The sequence below is a fragment of the Streptomyces sp. NBC_00386 genome, assembly GCF_036063235.1.
Taxonomy (GTDB): Bacteria; Actinomycetota; Actinomycetes; order Streptomycetales; family Streptomycetaceae; genus Streptomyces.
In genome coordinates this window covers 6,023,971-6,039,323 of the sequence record NZ_CP107950.1, presented here as the reverse complement: position 1 = coordinate 6,039,323, position 15,353 = coordinate 6,023,971, and the positions used below count along the sequence as shown (strand labels likewise).

The following is a 15,353-nucleotide window of genomic DNA, read 5'->3' as shown; positions in this document are numbered from 1 at the left end:
CTAACGGAGCAACTCCCGTGACGCCAGGGGGTCTTGGGTCATCTGCGGTTCAGCACAGGATCCAGCCGGAACTCACCGATCCCGAGCCGACCGAGCCTTTGACCCGGACACAGCGATGGCCCGCGTACAGGGTCACCGGGCCCGCGTGATGCGCGAAGCGTCCGGAGTTCACCACCGGCCGGCCGCCGCGCGCCTGCACGCTGACGGACATCGGCTTGCGTGAGCCCCGCGCCCCGGGGAAGGTCACGGCGCAGACATAGCCGCTGCGCTTGTACACCTGGACGGAACCGGTCGTGAAGGGCAGCGTGCGGACCTTGCGGCCCGAGCAGGAGGAGGCGGCGGCCTGCGCGCTGCCCGCACCCGTGAAGGCGAGCAGTCCGGCCGCGGCCAGCACGGCCAGGCCGAGCGCCATCCGCCTGCGTATCGCACCACTGTCCACTGTCGTCCCTCCCGCGCGGCAATCAGCGTACTGGTGTACGGACGCAGGACGTACGGCGGATGGTTGCGTACCGCTACGGCCTCAAGGGCGGGCGCATCCCACCCTTGCGAGGTTTTTGCCTTTTTTGAAGACAACCGTGCCTGTTTCTCCCGGGTCCAACTGGCCAGGAAACGAAAGGCGGTTCTTCATGTCCGGCATCAAGTCCACTCTCACGCCCGGCCGCGCGGTCATCGCCGCGGCCCTTCTGATCGCCGCCGGCGCCTCGGTGCCGGCCGTCGCGAGTTCCACCGCCGCGCCGCCCGCGCGCAGCGGAAGCAACGGTCCCGCCTACGACCGCGTGGCCGACTTCTACGGCGCCTACGTGGACGCCGTGACCGACGAGGGTTCCGGCCGCCTCAGCACCCGGCTGCGGTCGTTCTACCTGACCCCTGGGCTGCGCACCCAGCTGGCCCGCTGGGAGAACCGTCAGCACGCGGACGGGGTGCTGCGCGCCCAGAACGTGCCGAGCGCCTGGAAGGTGACGGCGGGCGACAGCGGCGCCGGGCACACCTGGTCGACGGTCCGGCTCACCTGGGGCTCCGCCGCGCACCCGACGTACACCTATCTGACGGTGCAGTCGGATCTGGCGACGAAGAAGATCTCCGGCATCAAGCCGAGGAGCTGACCGGCTCCTCGGGCTCGGGAGCGCCCACGAAGGTCCGCCACAGTGCCGCGTAGCGGCCGTCCTGGCGGAGCAGTTCCTCGTGGGTGCCGTCCTCGGCGACCCGGCCGTGGTCCATCACCACGACCCGGTCCGCGCGGGCGGCCGTCGTCAGCCGGTGGGCGACCACCAGCGTCGTACGGCGGCCCGCGAGCCGGTCGGTGGCCTGGTTGACCAGGGCCTCGGTCGCCAGGTCCAGCGCCGCCGTCGCCTCGTCGAGCAGCAGCACGTCCGGGTCGACCAGCTCGGCGCGGGCCAGCGCGATGAGCTGGCGCTGGCCGGCGGAGAGATTGCGGCCACGCTCGGCGACCTCGTGGAGATAGCCGCCCTCCAGGGTGGCGATCATGTCGTGCGCTCCGACCGCGCGGGCGGCGGCCTCCACCTCGGCGTCGCCGGCGCCCGGACGGCCGTAGGCGATGGCGTCGCGGACGGTCCCCTGGAAGAGGTAGGCCTCCTGGGGGACGACACCGAGGCGGTGCCGGTAGGAGGTGATGTCCAGGTCGCGCAGATCCGTGCCGTCGACCGTCACCCGCCCGGCCGTCGGGTCGTAGAACCGGGCGACCAGCTTCACGAGCGTCGACTTGCCCGCGCCGGTCTCGCCGACGAAGGCGACGGTCTGCCCGGCGGGGATGCGCAGGGACACGGCGCTGAGCGCCTCTTCGGCCTCGCCCGCGCGGCCGTAGGCGAAACCGACGTCCTCGAACGCGATCTCGCCCCGCAGCGACGTGACGTCCTGCGGCACGTCGGCGGACTTCGTCGAGGTCGGCTCCCGGAGCAGTTCCTGGATGCGGCCGAGCGAGACGGTGGCCTGCTGGTAGCCGTCGAACACCTGGGAGAGCTGCTGCACGGGCGCGAAGAACAGGTCGATGTAGAGGAGATAGGCGACCAGCGCGCCGGTGGTGAGCGTGCCGGAGTCGATCCGGTGGGCGCCCACGATCAGCACGGCCGCCGCGGCCCCCGAGGCCAGCAGCTGGACGAACGGGAAGTAGACGGAGATCAGCCACTGTCCGCGGATCCGGGCCCTGCGGTAGCTGTCGCTGCCCTCCGCGAACCGCCGCCCGCTCGCGTCCTCGCGCCGGAACGCCTGGAGGATCCGCAGCCCGGACACCGACTCCTGGAGATCGGCGTTGACCACCGACACCCGCTCGCGGGCCAGTTCGTACGCCTTGACGCTCGCCCTGCGGAAGAAGAACGTGCCGACGACCAGCGGCGGCAGCGTCACGAAGACGACCATCGCGAGCTGTACGTCGATCACCAGCAGGGCGGCCATGATGCCGAAGAAGGTGACGACGGAGACGAACGCGGTGACGAGCCCGGTCTGCAGGAACGTCGACAGGGCGTCGACGTCGGTGGTCATCCGGGTCATGATCCGGCCCGTGAGCTCCCGCTCGTAGTAGTCGAGTCCCAGGCGCTGGAGCTGCGCGAAGATCTTCAGGCGCAGCGCGTACAGGACCCGCTCGCCGGTGCGGCCGGTCATCCGGGTCTCGCCGATCTGCGCGGCCCACTGCACGAGCACGGTGACCAGTCCGAGCGCGGCCGCCGCCCACACCGCGCCGAGCGCGAGCCGGGTGACGCCCTGGTCGATGCCGTGCCGGATCAGGATCGGCAGCAGCAGCGTCATCACCGCGTCGACGGCGACCAGGGCGAGGCTGATGAGCAGCGGGGCCCCGAAGCCGCGCAGCAGCCGGCGCAGTCCGTAGGAGTCCTCGGCCCGGACCGCGCGGGCCTCGTCGACGTCCGGGACGTCGGCGGCCGGGGGCAGCGCCTCGACCTGGGCGAGGAGTCCGGGGGTGGCGGGCATCCCTTCGAGCGCGTTGTCCCGGGGCTCGCGGTCACCGGTCCACAGGTGCGGGGTCACCCCGCGCTCGGCGTCGAACTCGGCGTCCAGCTCCTCGCGTACGGAGGTGTCCTCCCGCGGCGCGGCCGGCACGGCGTGTCCCGGGGAGACTCCGCCCAGCTCGTCGGGGTCGGTGAGCAGCCGCCGGTAGAGGGCGCAGCGGTCCTGGAGTTCCTCGTGGGTGCCGATGTCGGCGAGCCGGCCTCCGTCGAGGACGGCGATGCGGTCGGCGAGGTTGAGGGTGGAGCGGCGGTGCGCGATCAGCAGGGTCGTACGGCCCTGCATGACCTGCCCGAGCGCCTCGTGGATCTCGTGCTCGACCTGGGCGTCCACGGCGGAGGTGGCGTCGTCGAGAACGAGCAGCCGCGGGTCGGTGAGGATGGCGCGGGCGAGCGCGACGCGCTGGCGCTGGCCTCCGGAGAGGGTCAGGCCGTGCTCGCCGACCTTGGTGTCGTACCCGCCGGGCAGCTCGGCGATGAACCGGTGCGCCTGGGCGGCGCGGGCGGCGGTCTCGATCTCGTCCTGGGTGGCGTCCGGGCGGCCGTAGGCGATGTTGGCGCGAATGGTGTCGGAGAAGAGGAAGGAGTCCTCGGGGACGAGCCCGATCGCGGCGCGCAGGGACTCGGTCGTCAGCTCGCGGACGTCGTGCCCGCCGATCAGGACGGCGCCGTGCGTCACGTCGTAGAAGCGGGGCATCAGCAGCGAGACCGTCGACTTGCCCGAGCCGGAGGAGCCGACGACGGCGAGGGTCTCGCCGGGCCGGATCTCGAAGCTCAGCCCGTCCAGGACGGGCCGGTCCTTGGTGTACCCGAAGGACACGTCGTCGAACTCGACGGTGGCGGGCGCGTCGGCCGGCAGGGTCTTGGTGCCGTCCTTGATCGACGGCTCGGTGTCGATGAGCTCCAGCACGCGCTCGGCACCCGCGCGGGCCTGCTGTCCGACGGTCAGCACGACGGCCAGCATCCGTACCGGTCCGACGAGCTGCGCGAGGTAGGTGGAGAAGGCCACGAAGGTGCCCAGCGTGATCTGGCCGCGCACGGCCAGCCAGCCGCCGAGCGCGAGCATCGCGACCTGGCCGAGGGCGGGCACGGCCTGGAGGGCCGGGGTGTACCTGGCGTTGAGCCGGATGGTCCGCAGCCGGCCCGCGAAGAGCCTCCGCCCGACCTGGCGCAGTTTGCCGGTCTCCTGCTCCTCCTGTCCGAAGCCCTTCACCACACGGACGCCGCTGACGGCGCCGTCGACGACACCCGCCACGGCGGCGGCCTGCGCCTGCGCGTACCAGGTGGCGGGGTGCAGCCGGGAGCGGCTGCGCCTGGCGACGAACCACAGGGCCGGGGCGACGGCCAGCGCGACCAGGGTGAGCGGCAGGGACAGCGCGGCCATGATCCCGAGGGAGATCAGGAAGAGCAGGACGTTCCCGATGGTCATCGGGAGCATGAACAGCAGACCCTGGATGAGCTGGAGGTCGCTGGTCGCACGGCCCACGACCTGCCCGGTGGACAGCTCGTCCTGGCGCCGCCCGTCCAGCCGGGTGATCGTCCCGTACATGTCGGTCCGCAGATCGTGCTGGACGTCGAGGGCGAGCCGGCCGCCGTAGTAGCGGCGGATGAAGGTGAGGGCGTAGACGAGGACGGCGGCGCCGAGCAGTGCGCCCGCCCAGGGGGCCATGCCCCGGCTGTGGTCACCGATGACGTCGTCGATGATCACCTTGGTGATCAGCGGGACCACCGCCATCAGGGCCATGCCGCCCAGCGAGGAGCCGAGCGCGAGCACCACGTCCTTCGGGTACCGCCAGGCGTACCCGGCCAGCCGCCGCGCCCATCCCCGTTCCGTCGCCACTCCGGTGCCTTCCGTAGATCTCACTCCGCCGGAAGGAACCAACACCGAGCGAAGCGGATTTCATCCCTCCGCAACAATCGTCCGCCCGGCAGCGCGACAGACGTCCGCCCGCCGGGCACGGTGGCCGGGCGGGCGGACGACGGAGTACGGAGGTGACGGCGCGGGGTACGCGGCCCCGGTCAGCTCGCCGGGACGGCCGGGAAGGCTTCCGTCGGCTGCGAGGTCGGTGTGAACCGCTGGGGTGCGACGGTCGTCGGCACGAGGTCCTTGTGGATGACCTTGGCGACGGCCTGGATGGTGGCGACGCCGTAGTCCATGGTGCTGCTGCCGACGGTGAGCACCGACATCATGTAGTCGCGGCCGCCGCCGTTGAAGGTGCCGAGGCTGTGCACCCGCCACGCGTTCGAGGAACGCGAGAGCCAGCCGTTCTTGACGTGCACGGTGACCGTCGACGGCGCCCCGGCCGGTGTCCCCCAGCGCTGCGAGGAGACGACCTTGTTCATGAGCTTCAGGATGTAGGCGCGGGAGCTGTCGCTCAGAACCGTGTTCTTCGCCGTGACGAGTTTGAGCAGCTTCTGCTCGTCGGTGACGTTGATCTGCGTCAGACCCCAGTAGCCGCCGGTGCCGGGCGTGGTCTTCGTCATCCCCGCGGCGGTCAGGAAGCCCTTGATCTTCGTCAGACCGAGCTGGTTCCACAGCTTGGTGGTCGAGGCGTTGTCCGACTGGGTGATCATCTTGGTGGCGAGCGACGTCTCGGTGCTCGTCAGATAGCGGTTGTGCTTCTTCGCGTCCCACAGCAGCGCGGCGAGGACGGTGACCTTCACCGTGCTGGCCGAGTCGAACGAGGTGGTGGCGCGGAGTGTGCAGGTGGTGTTGGTCGAGCGGTCGTAGAGACCGACCGCGACCGTGCCCTTGCGGGTCGCGAGCGCCGCGGTGATGTCCTTCTGAAGCTTGGCGGCCAGACCGGCCTTGCCCGACGTACAGCTGACCGTCGGCGCCGGCGCGGCACCGGCGGGGGCTGCGGCGATCGCGATCGGCAGGATCACCGCGGCACCGAGGCTCGTTGCGAGCACACGGGCAGCCCGGGATATCCGGTGAGTCATGGAGGCTTCCCATCCCCTTGAAGCGATACGAACGCGCCCTGGGCGCGCTCGCATCGAATGACTCACAGGAACGCCCGATAGTTGTACGGGTGTTCTAGGGACTGGGATCCGGATCACCGGGGGTGCCGGAAGACCCTTCCTCACTCACAGGCCGCTCACGGGCCGCTCACAGGCTCGGCGCCGTCCGGCCGGAAGCCGCTCATGGCGTCAGGTGAGCCGTTCCGTCATGTCCCGCACGCGGCAGCGGAGTTGTTGAATCCCGACACAGAACCGACACCTTCCCTTAACCCCATTGACCGCATGTCCATGTCACCCTCCCGGTTATCCCGCTCCATTCAACCCGCGTAGAACGGACACCCCACGATGCCCGCCACGCACACAGGCCGCTGGAAGACCCTGGCGCTGAGTACCTCCGCGATCCTCATCGGCCTCACCCTGCCGACGATGACCGCGACCCCCGCGAGCGCCACCACCACCGCGTACGACAGCACGTACTACAAGAACGCGGTCGGCAAGTCCGGCACCAGCCTGAAGTCCTCGCTGCACACCATCATCAGCAGCCAGACCAAGATCTCGTACTCCGCGGTCTGGAACGCGCTGATGGCCACCGACCAGGACCCGAACAACAGCAGCAACGTGATCCTGCTGTACAGCGGTGTCTCGCGCGCCAAGTCCCTCAACGGCGGCGACGTCGGCGACTGGAACCGCGAGCACACCTGGGCCAAGTCGCACGGCGACTTCGGCGAGGTGACCGGCCCCGGCACCGACCTGCACCACCTGCGCCCGGCGGACGTCCAGGTCAACAGCATCCGGGGCAACCTGGACTTCGACAACGGCGGCAGCGCCGTCACCAACGGCGGCGGCAGCACCGTCGACTCCGACTCCTTCGCGCCTCGCGCGGCGGACCGGGGCGACGTGGCGCGCATGATCCTCTACATGGCCGTGCGCTACGAGGGCGACGACGGCTTCGCGAACCTGGAGCCCAACGAGAAGGTCGGCAACGGCAGCAACCCCTACATGGGCAAGCTCTCCGTCCTCAAGGCCTGGAACGAGGCGGACCCGCCGAGCGCCTTCGAGGAGAAGCGCAACCAGGTCATCTACGACACCTACCAGCACAACCGCAACCCGTTCATCGACCACCCGGAGTGGGTCGAGGCGATCTGGTAGACGGGCGGGCCCTGCCCTTCCCCGTGTCCCGGGGCCTCTTCCTGGAGGGAGAGGCCCCGGGGTGGCTCCCGGCCCCGGCGAGGGCCGGTCCTCAGTCCAGGTGGGTCGGCGCGAACATCCGCAGCAGCGCCGGGAGGACGACCACCGAGGGGCCGGGCGTGGCCAGGGCCTTGGCCAGATCCTCCTCCAGCGTCCCGGGGGTCGTCAGGACACCCGGGACGCCGAAGGACTCGGCGAGGGCCACGTAGTCCGGGCGGGACAGTTCCGTGGCGGTCGCCTGGCCGAAGGCGTCGGTCATGTACTCGCGCAGGATGCCGTAGCCGCCGTCGTCGACGATCAGCCAGGTGACGTCCAGGCCGTACTGCCGGGCCGTGGCGAGTTCGGCGATCGAGTACAGCGCGCCGCCGTCGCCGGAGACCGCGAGGACGGGGTGGGTGGGATCGGCCGCCGCCGCGCCCAGCGCCGCCGGGAATCCGTAGCCGAGACCGCCCGCGCCCTGGGCGGAGTGCATGGTGTTCTTCCCGCGCGGGTCGAAGGCCGACCACGCCCAGTACGCCAGGATCGTCATGTCCCAGAAGGACGGCGCGCCGGCCGGCAGGGCCCGGCGGACGGACGCCAGCACGTCCTGTTCCAGGGTGAGTTCCTGGGCGGCGATGCGCTCCGCCACCCGCGCCAGGACCGTGCTCACGCGCCCGGCCGCCGACGGGTCGGGGCGTTCCCCGACCGTCTCCAGCAGCGCGGACAGCGCGAGACGGGCGTCCGCGTGGATGCCCAGCGCCGGGTGGTTGGACTCCAGTTTGCCGAGGTCGGCCTCGATCTGGATCACCCGGCCGCGGGGCTTGAACGTGTGGTAGTTCGAGGACAGTTCACCGAGGCCGGAGCCGACGACCAGCAGGACGTCCGCGTCCTCCAGGAAGTCCGTGGTGTGCCGGTCCTCCAGCCAGGACTGGAGCGAGAGCGGGTGCGTCCAGGGGAAGGCGCCCTTGCCGCCGAACGTGGTGACGACCGGCGCGTTCAGCTTCTCCGCGAGGGACTTCAGCTTGCCGGACGCGTCCGACCGGACGACACCGCCGCCCGCGATGATCGCGGGACGGGCCGCCGAGGACAGCAAGTGGGCCGCCAGCGCGGTCAGTTCGGGGCGCGGGACGAGGTCCTCGGGGGTCGCGTCCATCGCCGTGACCTGGGGCAGAGAGGTCTCGGCGAGCAGGACGTCCTGCGGGATCTCCACCCACACCGGTCCGTGCGGGGCGGTCAGCGCCGACTCCCAGGCCGCCGCGACGGCGGAGGGGATCTGCGACTGCGTACGGACCGTGTGGACGGACTTGACGACACCCCTGAACGACGCCTGCTGGTCGGGGAGTTCGTGGAGATAGCCGTGGCGGCCGCCGCCGAGTCCCGCGGTCGGGACCTGGCTGCTGATGGCGAGGACGGGGGCCGAGGCGGCCCGCGCCTCCTGGAGCGCGGCGAGCGAGGTCAGCGCCCCGGGACCGGTGGACAGCAGCAGCGGCGCGGCCTCGCCGGTGATCCGGCCGTAGGCGTCCGCCGCGAATCCCGCGTTGTTCTCGACACGCAGCCCGATGTACCGGAGCGAGGAGCGGCGCAGCGCGTCGAACATGCCGAGCGCGTGCTGGCCCGGCAGTCCGAAGACGGTCGTCGCGCCGAGACCGGAGAGGGTCTCCACGACCAGGTCTCCGCCGTTGCGGCCGGGGGGCGGGTTGAGCGCGGCCTCCGTCTGCGCCGCCGAGGGACGGAGAACCAGGTCGTGGTCGTGGGTCACTTGTTCCGGGCCTCCGCGATCTGGCGGGACATGATGGTGGTCAGTTCGTACGCGGTGTGGGACGCGGCCACGGCGGTGATCTCGGCGTGGTCGTACGCCGGGGCGACCTCGACGACGTCGGCCGAGACCAGGTTGCAGGACGAGAGTCCGCGCAGGATCTCCAGGAGCTCGCGGGAGGTCATGCCGCCCGCCTCCGGGGTGCCGGTGCCGGGCGCGTGCGCCGGGTCGAGGCAGTCGATGTCGATGGAGATGTAGAGCGGGCGGTTCCCGATGCGCTGGCGGAGCTGGTCGGCGACCTCGTCGGCGCCACGGCGGTAGACGTCCGCCGAGGTGACGATGCCGAAGCCCATCTTCTCGTCGTCGGTGAGGTCCTGCTTGCCGTACAGCGGGCCGCGGATGCCGACGTGGGAGAGGGCCGAGGTGTCGAGGATGCCCTCCTCGACCGCGCGGCGGAACGGGGTGCCGTGGGTGTACTCGGCGCCGAAGTAGGTGTCCCAGGTGTCGAGGTGCGCGTCGAAGTGGAGCAGCGCGACCGGGCCGTGCTTCTTGGCGACCGAGCGCAGCAGGGGCAGCGCGATGGTGTGGTCGCCGCCGAGGGTCATCAGGCGGGCTCCGGTGCCGAGCAGTTCGTCGGCGGCGGCCTCGACCGTCTCCACGGCCTCGTTGATGTTGAACGGGTTCGCCGCGATGTCACCGGCGTCCGCGACCTGCGCGAGGGCGAACGGGGAAGCGTCCTGCGCCGGGTTGTAGGGGCGCAGCAGCCGGGACGCCTCGCGGATCGCGTTGCCGCCGAAGCGGGCGCCCGGCCGGTACGAGACGCCGGAGTCGAACGGCACACCGACGACGGCGACGTCGGTGGTGCCGACCTCGTCGAGGCGCGGCAGCCGGGCGAAAGTCGCGGGGCCGGCGTACCGCGGGACGCGGGACGAGTCGACGGGGCCGCGGGGCGTCTCGTTGCTGCTCATGAGGTATTGCCTTCTTTCCTACGCTTTGTCGCGTATGTACAACTAAGTACAAGTAACACGACTCTACTGGTGAACCGGGACCGGTTCGGACACGGGTTCGGCGTCGCGGCCCGCGAGCCGCTCCCGCCAGGTGGCCAGCACCGCGGCGTCGGTCGCCGGCGTGGCCAGCGAGACGATCACGTACGCGGCCAGGGAGAGGAGCAGTCCGTAGTAGACGGGCTGGTTCGCGAGGATGCCGTAGGCCGCCATCAGGCCGATGACCGCGAGACCGCCGACGACGACGGAGGCGAGGGCGCCGTGGACCGTGCCGCGCTTCCACAGCAGACCGCCGAGGATCGGGACGAGCAGACCGCCGACAAGCAGGTTGTAGGCGACGGTCAGCGCCTCGACGACGTTGTTCAGCGCGATCGCCGTGCAGATCACGGCGATGCCCATGACGAGGATGAAGACGCGGTTGCCCTTGACCTCGTCGCGCTCGCGTTCGTGCCCGTCCTCGGTGCGGCGCACCGCGCCGCGCAGCCGCGACCAGATGTCGTTGTTGGCGACGGTGGCACAGGCGATCAGGGCACCGGAGGAGGTGGACATCACGGCGGCGAGGGCCGCGGCGAGCACCAGTCCGCGCACACCGACCGGGAGTTCGTCCTTGACGATGGTCGCGAAGGCGGTGTCGGCACTGGGCAGCTTCGGGTAGAGGACCTTGGCCGCCGTGCCGATGACGGCGCCGGCCAGGGCGTACACCAGGCAGTAGGTACCGGCGACGGTGCCGCCCCACTTGGCGGTCCGGTCACCGCGCGCGGTGAACACGCGCTGCCAGATGTCCTGGCCGATCAGCATGCCGAACGTGTAGATCAGCACGTAGGTGAAGATCGTCTCGCCGCCGATGCCCAGCGGGTCGAAGTACTCGGTGGGCAGCTTGGCCTTCATCTCGGAGAAGCCGCCCGCCTTGACCACGGCTATGGGAAGCAGCAGGAGCAGCACGCCGATCGTCTTGACGACGAACTGCACCATGTCGGTGAGCGTGATCGACCACATGCCGCCGAGCGTCGAGTACGCGACGACGATCGAGCCGCCGAGGACGATCGCGAGCGTCCGGTTCATGTCGAAGAGGACGTCGAAGATCGTGGCGTACGCGATGGTCGAGGTGACCGCGAGCATCAGGGTGTACGCCCACATGACGACGCCGGAGATGACTCCGGCCCGGCCGCCGTAGCGCAGGTCGAGCATCTCGGAGACGGTGTAGACCTTCAGGCGCGCGATGCGGGCGGAGAAGAAGACGGACAGGGCCAGCAGGCCGAGGCCGATGGTGAAGACCATCCAGGCTCCGGAGAGGCCGTACTGGTAGCCGAGGCCGACACCGCCGATGGTGGACGCGCCGCCCAGGACGATCGCGGCCATGGTGCCGGAGTACATGACGGGCCCGAGCCGCCGCCCCGCGACGAGGAAGTCGCTCTTGGACTTGGCGCGGCGCATGCCCCACCAGCCCATGGCCAGCATGCCGGCCAGATAGACGACGATCACTGTGTAGTCGACGGCCATGGGTCTCCTTCAGGCATTCGGTGGCGTGTCGTGCTGGGATGTGGCGGACGAGCCGAACCGGCAACTGATCGCGGGGACATCCGCCCGTACCCGCGGCTGCCGGTCGGGACGACACTAGGTGGCCGGAAAGCGGCTGCGAAGTGTACGTTTCATCCATTCGATCCGAACGGGATGGAGGAATCGTCCATCGTGCCGGACTCACCGCCACCGTCCGTCCCGGCCGTGTCCGTCCCGGCCGTGCCGCCGACCCCTCCGGTGCCGCTGTCGGCGCTGCTGGCCCGCGAGGACCTGGCCCTGCGCCTGATCGCCGGGCCCGCGGAGCCCGACACGGTGATCCACTGGGCCCACACCTCGGAGATGGCCGACCCCTATCCGTACCTGCTGGGTGGCGAGCTGCTGCTGACAGCCGGGGTCCACGTGCCCGCCGCGGCCGGTCCCGGTGAGGACGCCCCCGGCCCCGAGGACTACTTCGACGGCTATGTCTCCCGGATCGTCGCGGCGGGCGGCGCGGCCCTGGGGTTCGGCCTGGCGCCGGTCCACGACACCGTCCCGCCCGCCCTCGTCACGGCCTGCGACACCTACGGGCTGCCGCTGCTGGAGGTCCCGCCCCGCACGACGTTCTCCGGCGTCGCCCGCGCGGTGTGGCAGCTCATGGCCCAGGCCCGGCTGGCCGAGCTGCGCCGGGTGACGGAGGCCCAGCAGAGTCTGGCGGCGGCCGCCGCCCGCCCGGATCCGGTGCCGGCGGTACTGCGGCAGCTCGCCCGGCGGGTGAACGGCTGGGCGGTGCTGTACGGCCCGGAGGGCACGGAGCTGGCCCGGGCCGGAACCGTCCCGCCGCCCCGCCCACCGGAGGCACCCCGGCCCGGCCCGGCCGCCCCCGCACCCCACCCGCCCCCGGGAAACCCGGCGCCTGCGCCTCCGGGAAACCTGGCGCCTCCCGACAGCCCGACGGCTTCCGCCCGACCGGCGGGTCCGGGAAACCCGGCGCCTCCCGACAGCCCGACAGCTCAGGCAGACTCGCCGACTCCCGACAGCCCTGCGGCTCCCGGCCGCCCGACGGCTCCGGCCGACCCGGCGGCTCGCGTCGGCCCTCTCCGTGGGGGGTCTCCCGAGGACGTGCTCGGCGAGCTCGCCGGTGTCGTGCGGCCGCGTAAGGCCCAGGGCCCGGCCCCGGCCTCGGCCACCGACACCGTGGACGGTGTCCATCTCACGGCGTACGCGCTCGGCAGCGGCCAGGGCTTCGTCCTGGGCGTCGCCTCGCCGCGCCGCGATCCCGGCGACCACACGATCGCCTCCGTCGCGTCCGTGCTGCTCTCCCTCCTCACCGGGGAGCACCAGAGCGCGAGCGGGGCCGCGCGGTCGGCGGCCCTGGTGCGGCTGCTGCTCGGGGCGGCACCCGAGGCGGTGGCCCCCCTTCTCGGCGGTGACCAGTGGGTGGTCGTGCACGCGCGCCCCGCCGGGGACGGCCCCGCCCCGGACGCCGTCTCCGCGTCCGCGCTGGCCGCCGCGCTGGGCTCCGCGCTGGTGGACGCCGGCGGCGACGTCGTCCGCGTCCTCGTCCCCGGTGACCGCGTGCCCGCCGCGCAGCCGGGCTGGACCTGTGGGATCAGCGCGCCCGCGAGCCCCCACGGATGGGCGGCCGCCGACACCCAGGCGGCCCGCGCGCTGGCCCGCGCCCGCGCCACCCGGGCGGCCCTGGTCCGGCACGGCGACCGTCCCGCGCTCGCCGACCTCGTCCCCCCGGCGGACGCCGAGGACCACGCCCAGGCCCTCCTCGCCCCCGTCGCCGGGACTCCGGCCCTGACCGAGACGCTGCGCACCTGGCTTTCCCTGCACGGCAGTTGGGACCGCACCGCGGTGGCCCTCTCCGTCCACCGCAACACCGTCCGCCAACGCATCGCCCGCTGCGCCGCGTTGCTGGACACGGACCTCGACGACCCGGACGTACGGATGGAGTTGTGGTTCGCGCTCAGGGAGGACGGAACGCGGGGCGCGCCGAACGGCCCCGCGGCCCGAACACCCGAGTGACGCACGTCCCAGCGACGGGGACGGCCGCACCCGGGGCCCGAGGGCACCGGCACAATGGTGGTATGCCGATACCCGGGACGCCCAGCCGCGCCGAACTCGTCGACCATCTCGTGAAGACCCGTATCGCGGGGGATGTCGCCACGCCCCGCGAGAACAACCTCTCCCACTACCGCAAGCTGGCGAACGGCGAGCGCAACTGGTGGCTCGGACTGGAACTCGGCGACCGCTGGGCCGACGAGCAGGACGTGCTCGCGGTGATGGCGGAGCGGGTCGGCGTCAACGACGACCCCGAGTACCGCTACGGCCAGGACACCATCGACCCCGAGCTGACCGTGGACGCGCTGGACCGTCTCGCGGGCCGGCTGCGCAAGGCGGCCGAGGACCGTCAGCGGGTGCTGTTCGCGACCGGTCACCCCGGCGGGCTGCTGGACGTGCACCGGGCCACGGCCGCCGCCCTGCGCACCGCCGGCTGCGAGATCGTGGTGATCCCGGACGGCCTCCAGACCGACGAGGGCTACGTCATGCAGTTCGCGGACGTGGCGGTGCTGGAGCACGGCGCCACGCTGTGGCACACGCACTCGGGCGAGCCGATGCGCGCGATCCTCAACGGCCTGGAGCGGGAGGGCCGTCCGCTGCCCGACCTGGTCGTGGCCGACCACGGCTGGGCCGGTTTCGCGGGCCAGCGGGGTCTGGACTCCGTCGGATACGCCGACAGCAACGACCCGGCGCTCTTCCTCGCCGAGTCGGAGGGCACGCTCCAGGTCGTGGTCCCGCTCGACGACCACGTCCTCAGCCCGCGCCACTACGACCCGATGACGGCGTATCTGCTCGGCGAGGCGGGCCTGGCCTGAGCCCGGAGCCCTCGGACACCGGCCCGGATCCCGGCGGCCGGCCCGGGGGCGCGCCCGGCGCGGGCGGGCTCCCGGACGGCGTTCGCCGTGCCGCGCCACCGGACCGCGCGGCGCGGGCCCCGCTCACGGCCAGGGGTTCAGCCCCTCGGACCGCCGCTGGGTGTGGCCCGGTGTCGGGTCCAGGTACACCCTGCTCACCGAGGGGAGCACCGACCGGATCCGCTCCTCGGCCCGCTCGCAGGCCCACTCGATCTGGGCCGCGGTCGACGCGTCCCGGAAGTCGACCTTGGCCGCGACGAGCGCCTCGCGCGGCCCCTGTACGAGCGTGATCAGCTCCAGTACGGCCTCCACGTGCTCCACGTCCAGCAGCTCCGCCCGGATCCGCTCCCGCATCGCCCGGGGCAGCGGCCGTCCGATCAGCAGCTCCGCGTTGGAACGGCCGAGCACCCAGGCGACGTAGAGCAGCAGGAGTCCGATGAGCAGCGAGGCGACGCCGTCCCAGACGCCCGATCCGGTGAGCTGGCCCCCGAGCAGGCCACCCGCGGCGAACACCAGGCCGACCAGCGCGGCCGAGTCCTCCATGACGACGGCCTTCACCGCGGTGTCGGGGGTGCGCCGGAGGTAGGTCCTGAAGGGGGCGTCGAGACGGGCGGCCTCACCGCGCGCCTGCCGCAGACCCGTCCGCAGGGAGAAGCCCTCCAGCAGGAAGGCGACGGCCAGCACGATGTACGACACGAGGGGGTCGCCGAGCTCCTCGCCCGCGACCAGCGTGTGGATGCCGTCGTAGATCGAGAAGACCGCGCCGCCGACGAAGGTGGCGACGGCGGCGAGCAGCGCCCAGATGTAGCGCTCGGGTCCGTAGCCGAGCGGATGGTCCTCGTCCGCCGGCTTCTCGCTCCGTTTCAGCGCCGTGAGCAGCAGCAGCTCCGTGACGGTGTCGGCGACGGAGTGGGCGGCCTCCGACAGCATCGCGCTGGAGCCGCTGATGACACCGGCGACCGCCTTGGCGATGGCGATCCCGAGATTGGCGGCCGCGGCGACGATCACCGTGAAGACGCTCTCGCCGCTGCCGGAGTCCTGCGCTGCGTCGGTCATGCCCCAGTCTTACCGG

Annotated in this window: 11 protein-coding genes; 4 read left to right on the top strand and 7 right to left on the bottom strand. The window is 71.9% G+C overall.

Annotation, left to right across the window (positions count from 1 at the left end; genetic code table 11):
* Positions 1-49: 49 nt before the first annotated feature.
* Entirely contained in the window at positions 50-439 is a 390-nt protein-coding gene (locus tag OG780_RS26565; protein WP_328452224.1) for a hypothetical protein, read from the bottom strand.
* 187 nt (positions 440-626) lie between these two features.
* Between OG780_RS26565 and OG780_RS26560 the strand changes: the two genes are divergently transcribed.
* Entirely contained in the window at positions 627-1,103 is a 477-nt protein-coding gene (locus OG780_RS26560) for a hypothetical protein (protein WP_328452221.1), read from the top strand.
* Here OG780_RS26560 and OG780_RS26555 read toward each other — a convergent pair.
* The gene (locus tag OG780_RS26555) at positions 1,087-4,815 is read right to left on the bottom strand and encodes an ABC transporter ATP-binding protein (protein WP_328458405.1); all 3,729 of its coding nucleotides are present in this window, start codon (positions 4,813-4,815) and stop codon (positions 1,087-1,089) included. The two genes, OG780_RS26560 and OG780_RS26555, sit on opposite strands and share 17 nt — an antisense overlap.
* 179 nt (positions 4,816-4,994) lie before the next feature.
* Positions 4,995-5,918, bottom strand: coding sequence for a serine hydrolase (locus OG780_RS26550; RefSeq protein ID WP_328452219.1), 924 nt, complete (start codon positions 5,916-5,918; stop codon positions 4,995-4,997).
* Between the two features lie 363 nt (positions 5,919-6,281).
* Here OG780_RS26550 and OG780_RS26545 point away from each other — a divergent pair, with 363 nt between their 5' ends.
* Positions 6,282-7,085, top strand: coding sequence for an endonuclease I family protein (locus OG780_RS26545; RefSeq protein WP_328452217.1), 804 nt, complete (start codon positions 6,282-6,284; stop codon positions 7,083-7,085).
* 91 nt (positions 7,086-7,176) lie between these two features.
* Here OG780_RS26545 and OG780_RS26540 read toward each other — a convergent pair whose 3' ends face one another.
* From OG780_RS26540 to OG780_RS26530, 3 genes are all read right to left on the bottom strand, one after another.
* Positions 7,177-8,862: a thiamine pyrophosphate-binding protein gene (locus OG780_RS26540; RefSeq protein WP_328452216.1), complete on the bottom strand. Its 1,686-nt coding sequence runs from the start codon at positions 8,860-8,862 to the stop codon at positions 7,177-7,179.
* Complete coding sequence (gene speB / locus OG780_RS26535; RefSeq protein ID WP_326787619.1) at positions 8,859-9,827, bottom strand: agmatinase; 969 nt, start codon at positions 9,825-9,827, stop codon at positions 8,859-8,861. The genes OG780_RS26540 and speB overlap by 4 nt, the downstream gene beginning before the upstream one ends.
* Positions 9,828-9,890: 63 nt before the next feature.
* The gene (locus tag OG780_RS26530; RefSeq protein ID WP_328452211.1) at positions 9,891-11,363 is read right to left on the bottom strand and encodes a sodium:solute symporter; all 1,473 of its coding nucleotides are present in this window, start codon (positions 11,361-11,363) and stop codon (positions 9,891-9,893) included.
* Positions 11,364-11,534: 171 nt separating this feature from the next.
* On the opposite strand from OG780_RS26530, the gene OG780_RS26525 reads away from it, so the two are divergent.
* Both OG780_RS26525 and OG780_RS26520 read left to right on the top strand, forming a co-directional pair.
* Positions 11,535-13,391, top strand: coding sequence for a helix-turn-helix domain-containing protein (locus tag OG780_RS26525; protein ID WP_328452209.1), 1,857 nt, complete (start codon positions 11,535-11,537; stop codon positions 13,389-13,391).
* 62 nt (positions 13,392-13,453) lie between these two features.
* A complete protein-coding gene (locus OG780_RS26520; RefSeq protein ID WP_328452207.1) occupies positions 13,454-14,242 on the top strand; it encodes a phosphatase in 789 nt (262 codons plus the stop codon).
* Between the two features lie 123 nt (positions 14,243-14,365).
* Here OG780_RS26520 and OG780_RS26515 read toward each other — a convergent pair whose 3' ends face one another.
* Entirely contained in the window at positions 14,366-15,337 is a 972-nt protein-coding gene (locus OG780_RS26515) for a cation diffusion facilitator family transporter (RefSeq protein WP_328452205.1), read from the bottom strand.
* Positions 15,338-15,353 lie beyond the last annotated feature (16 nt).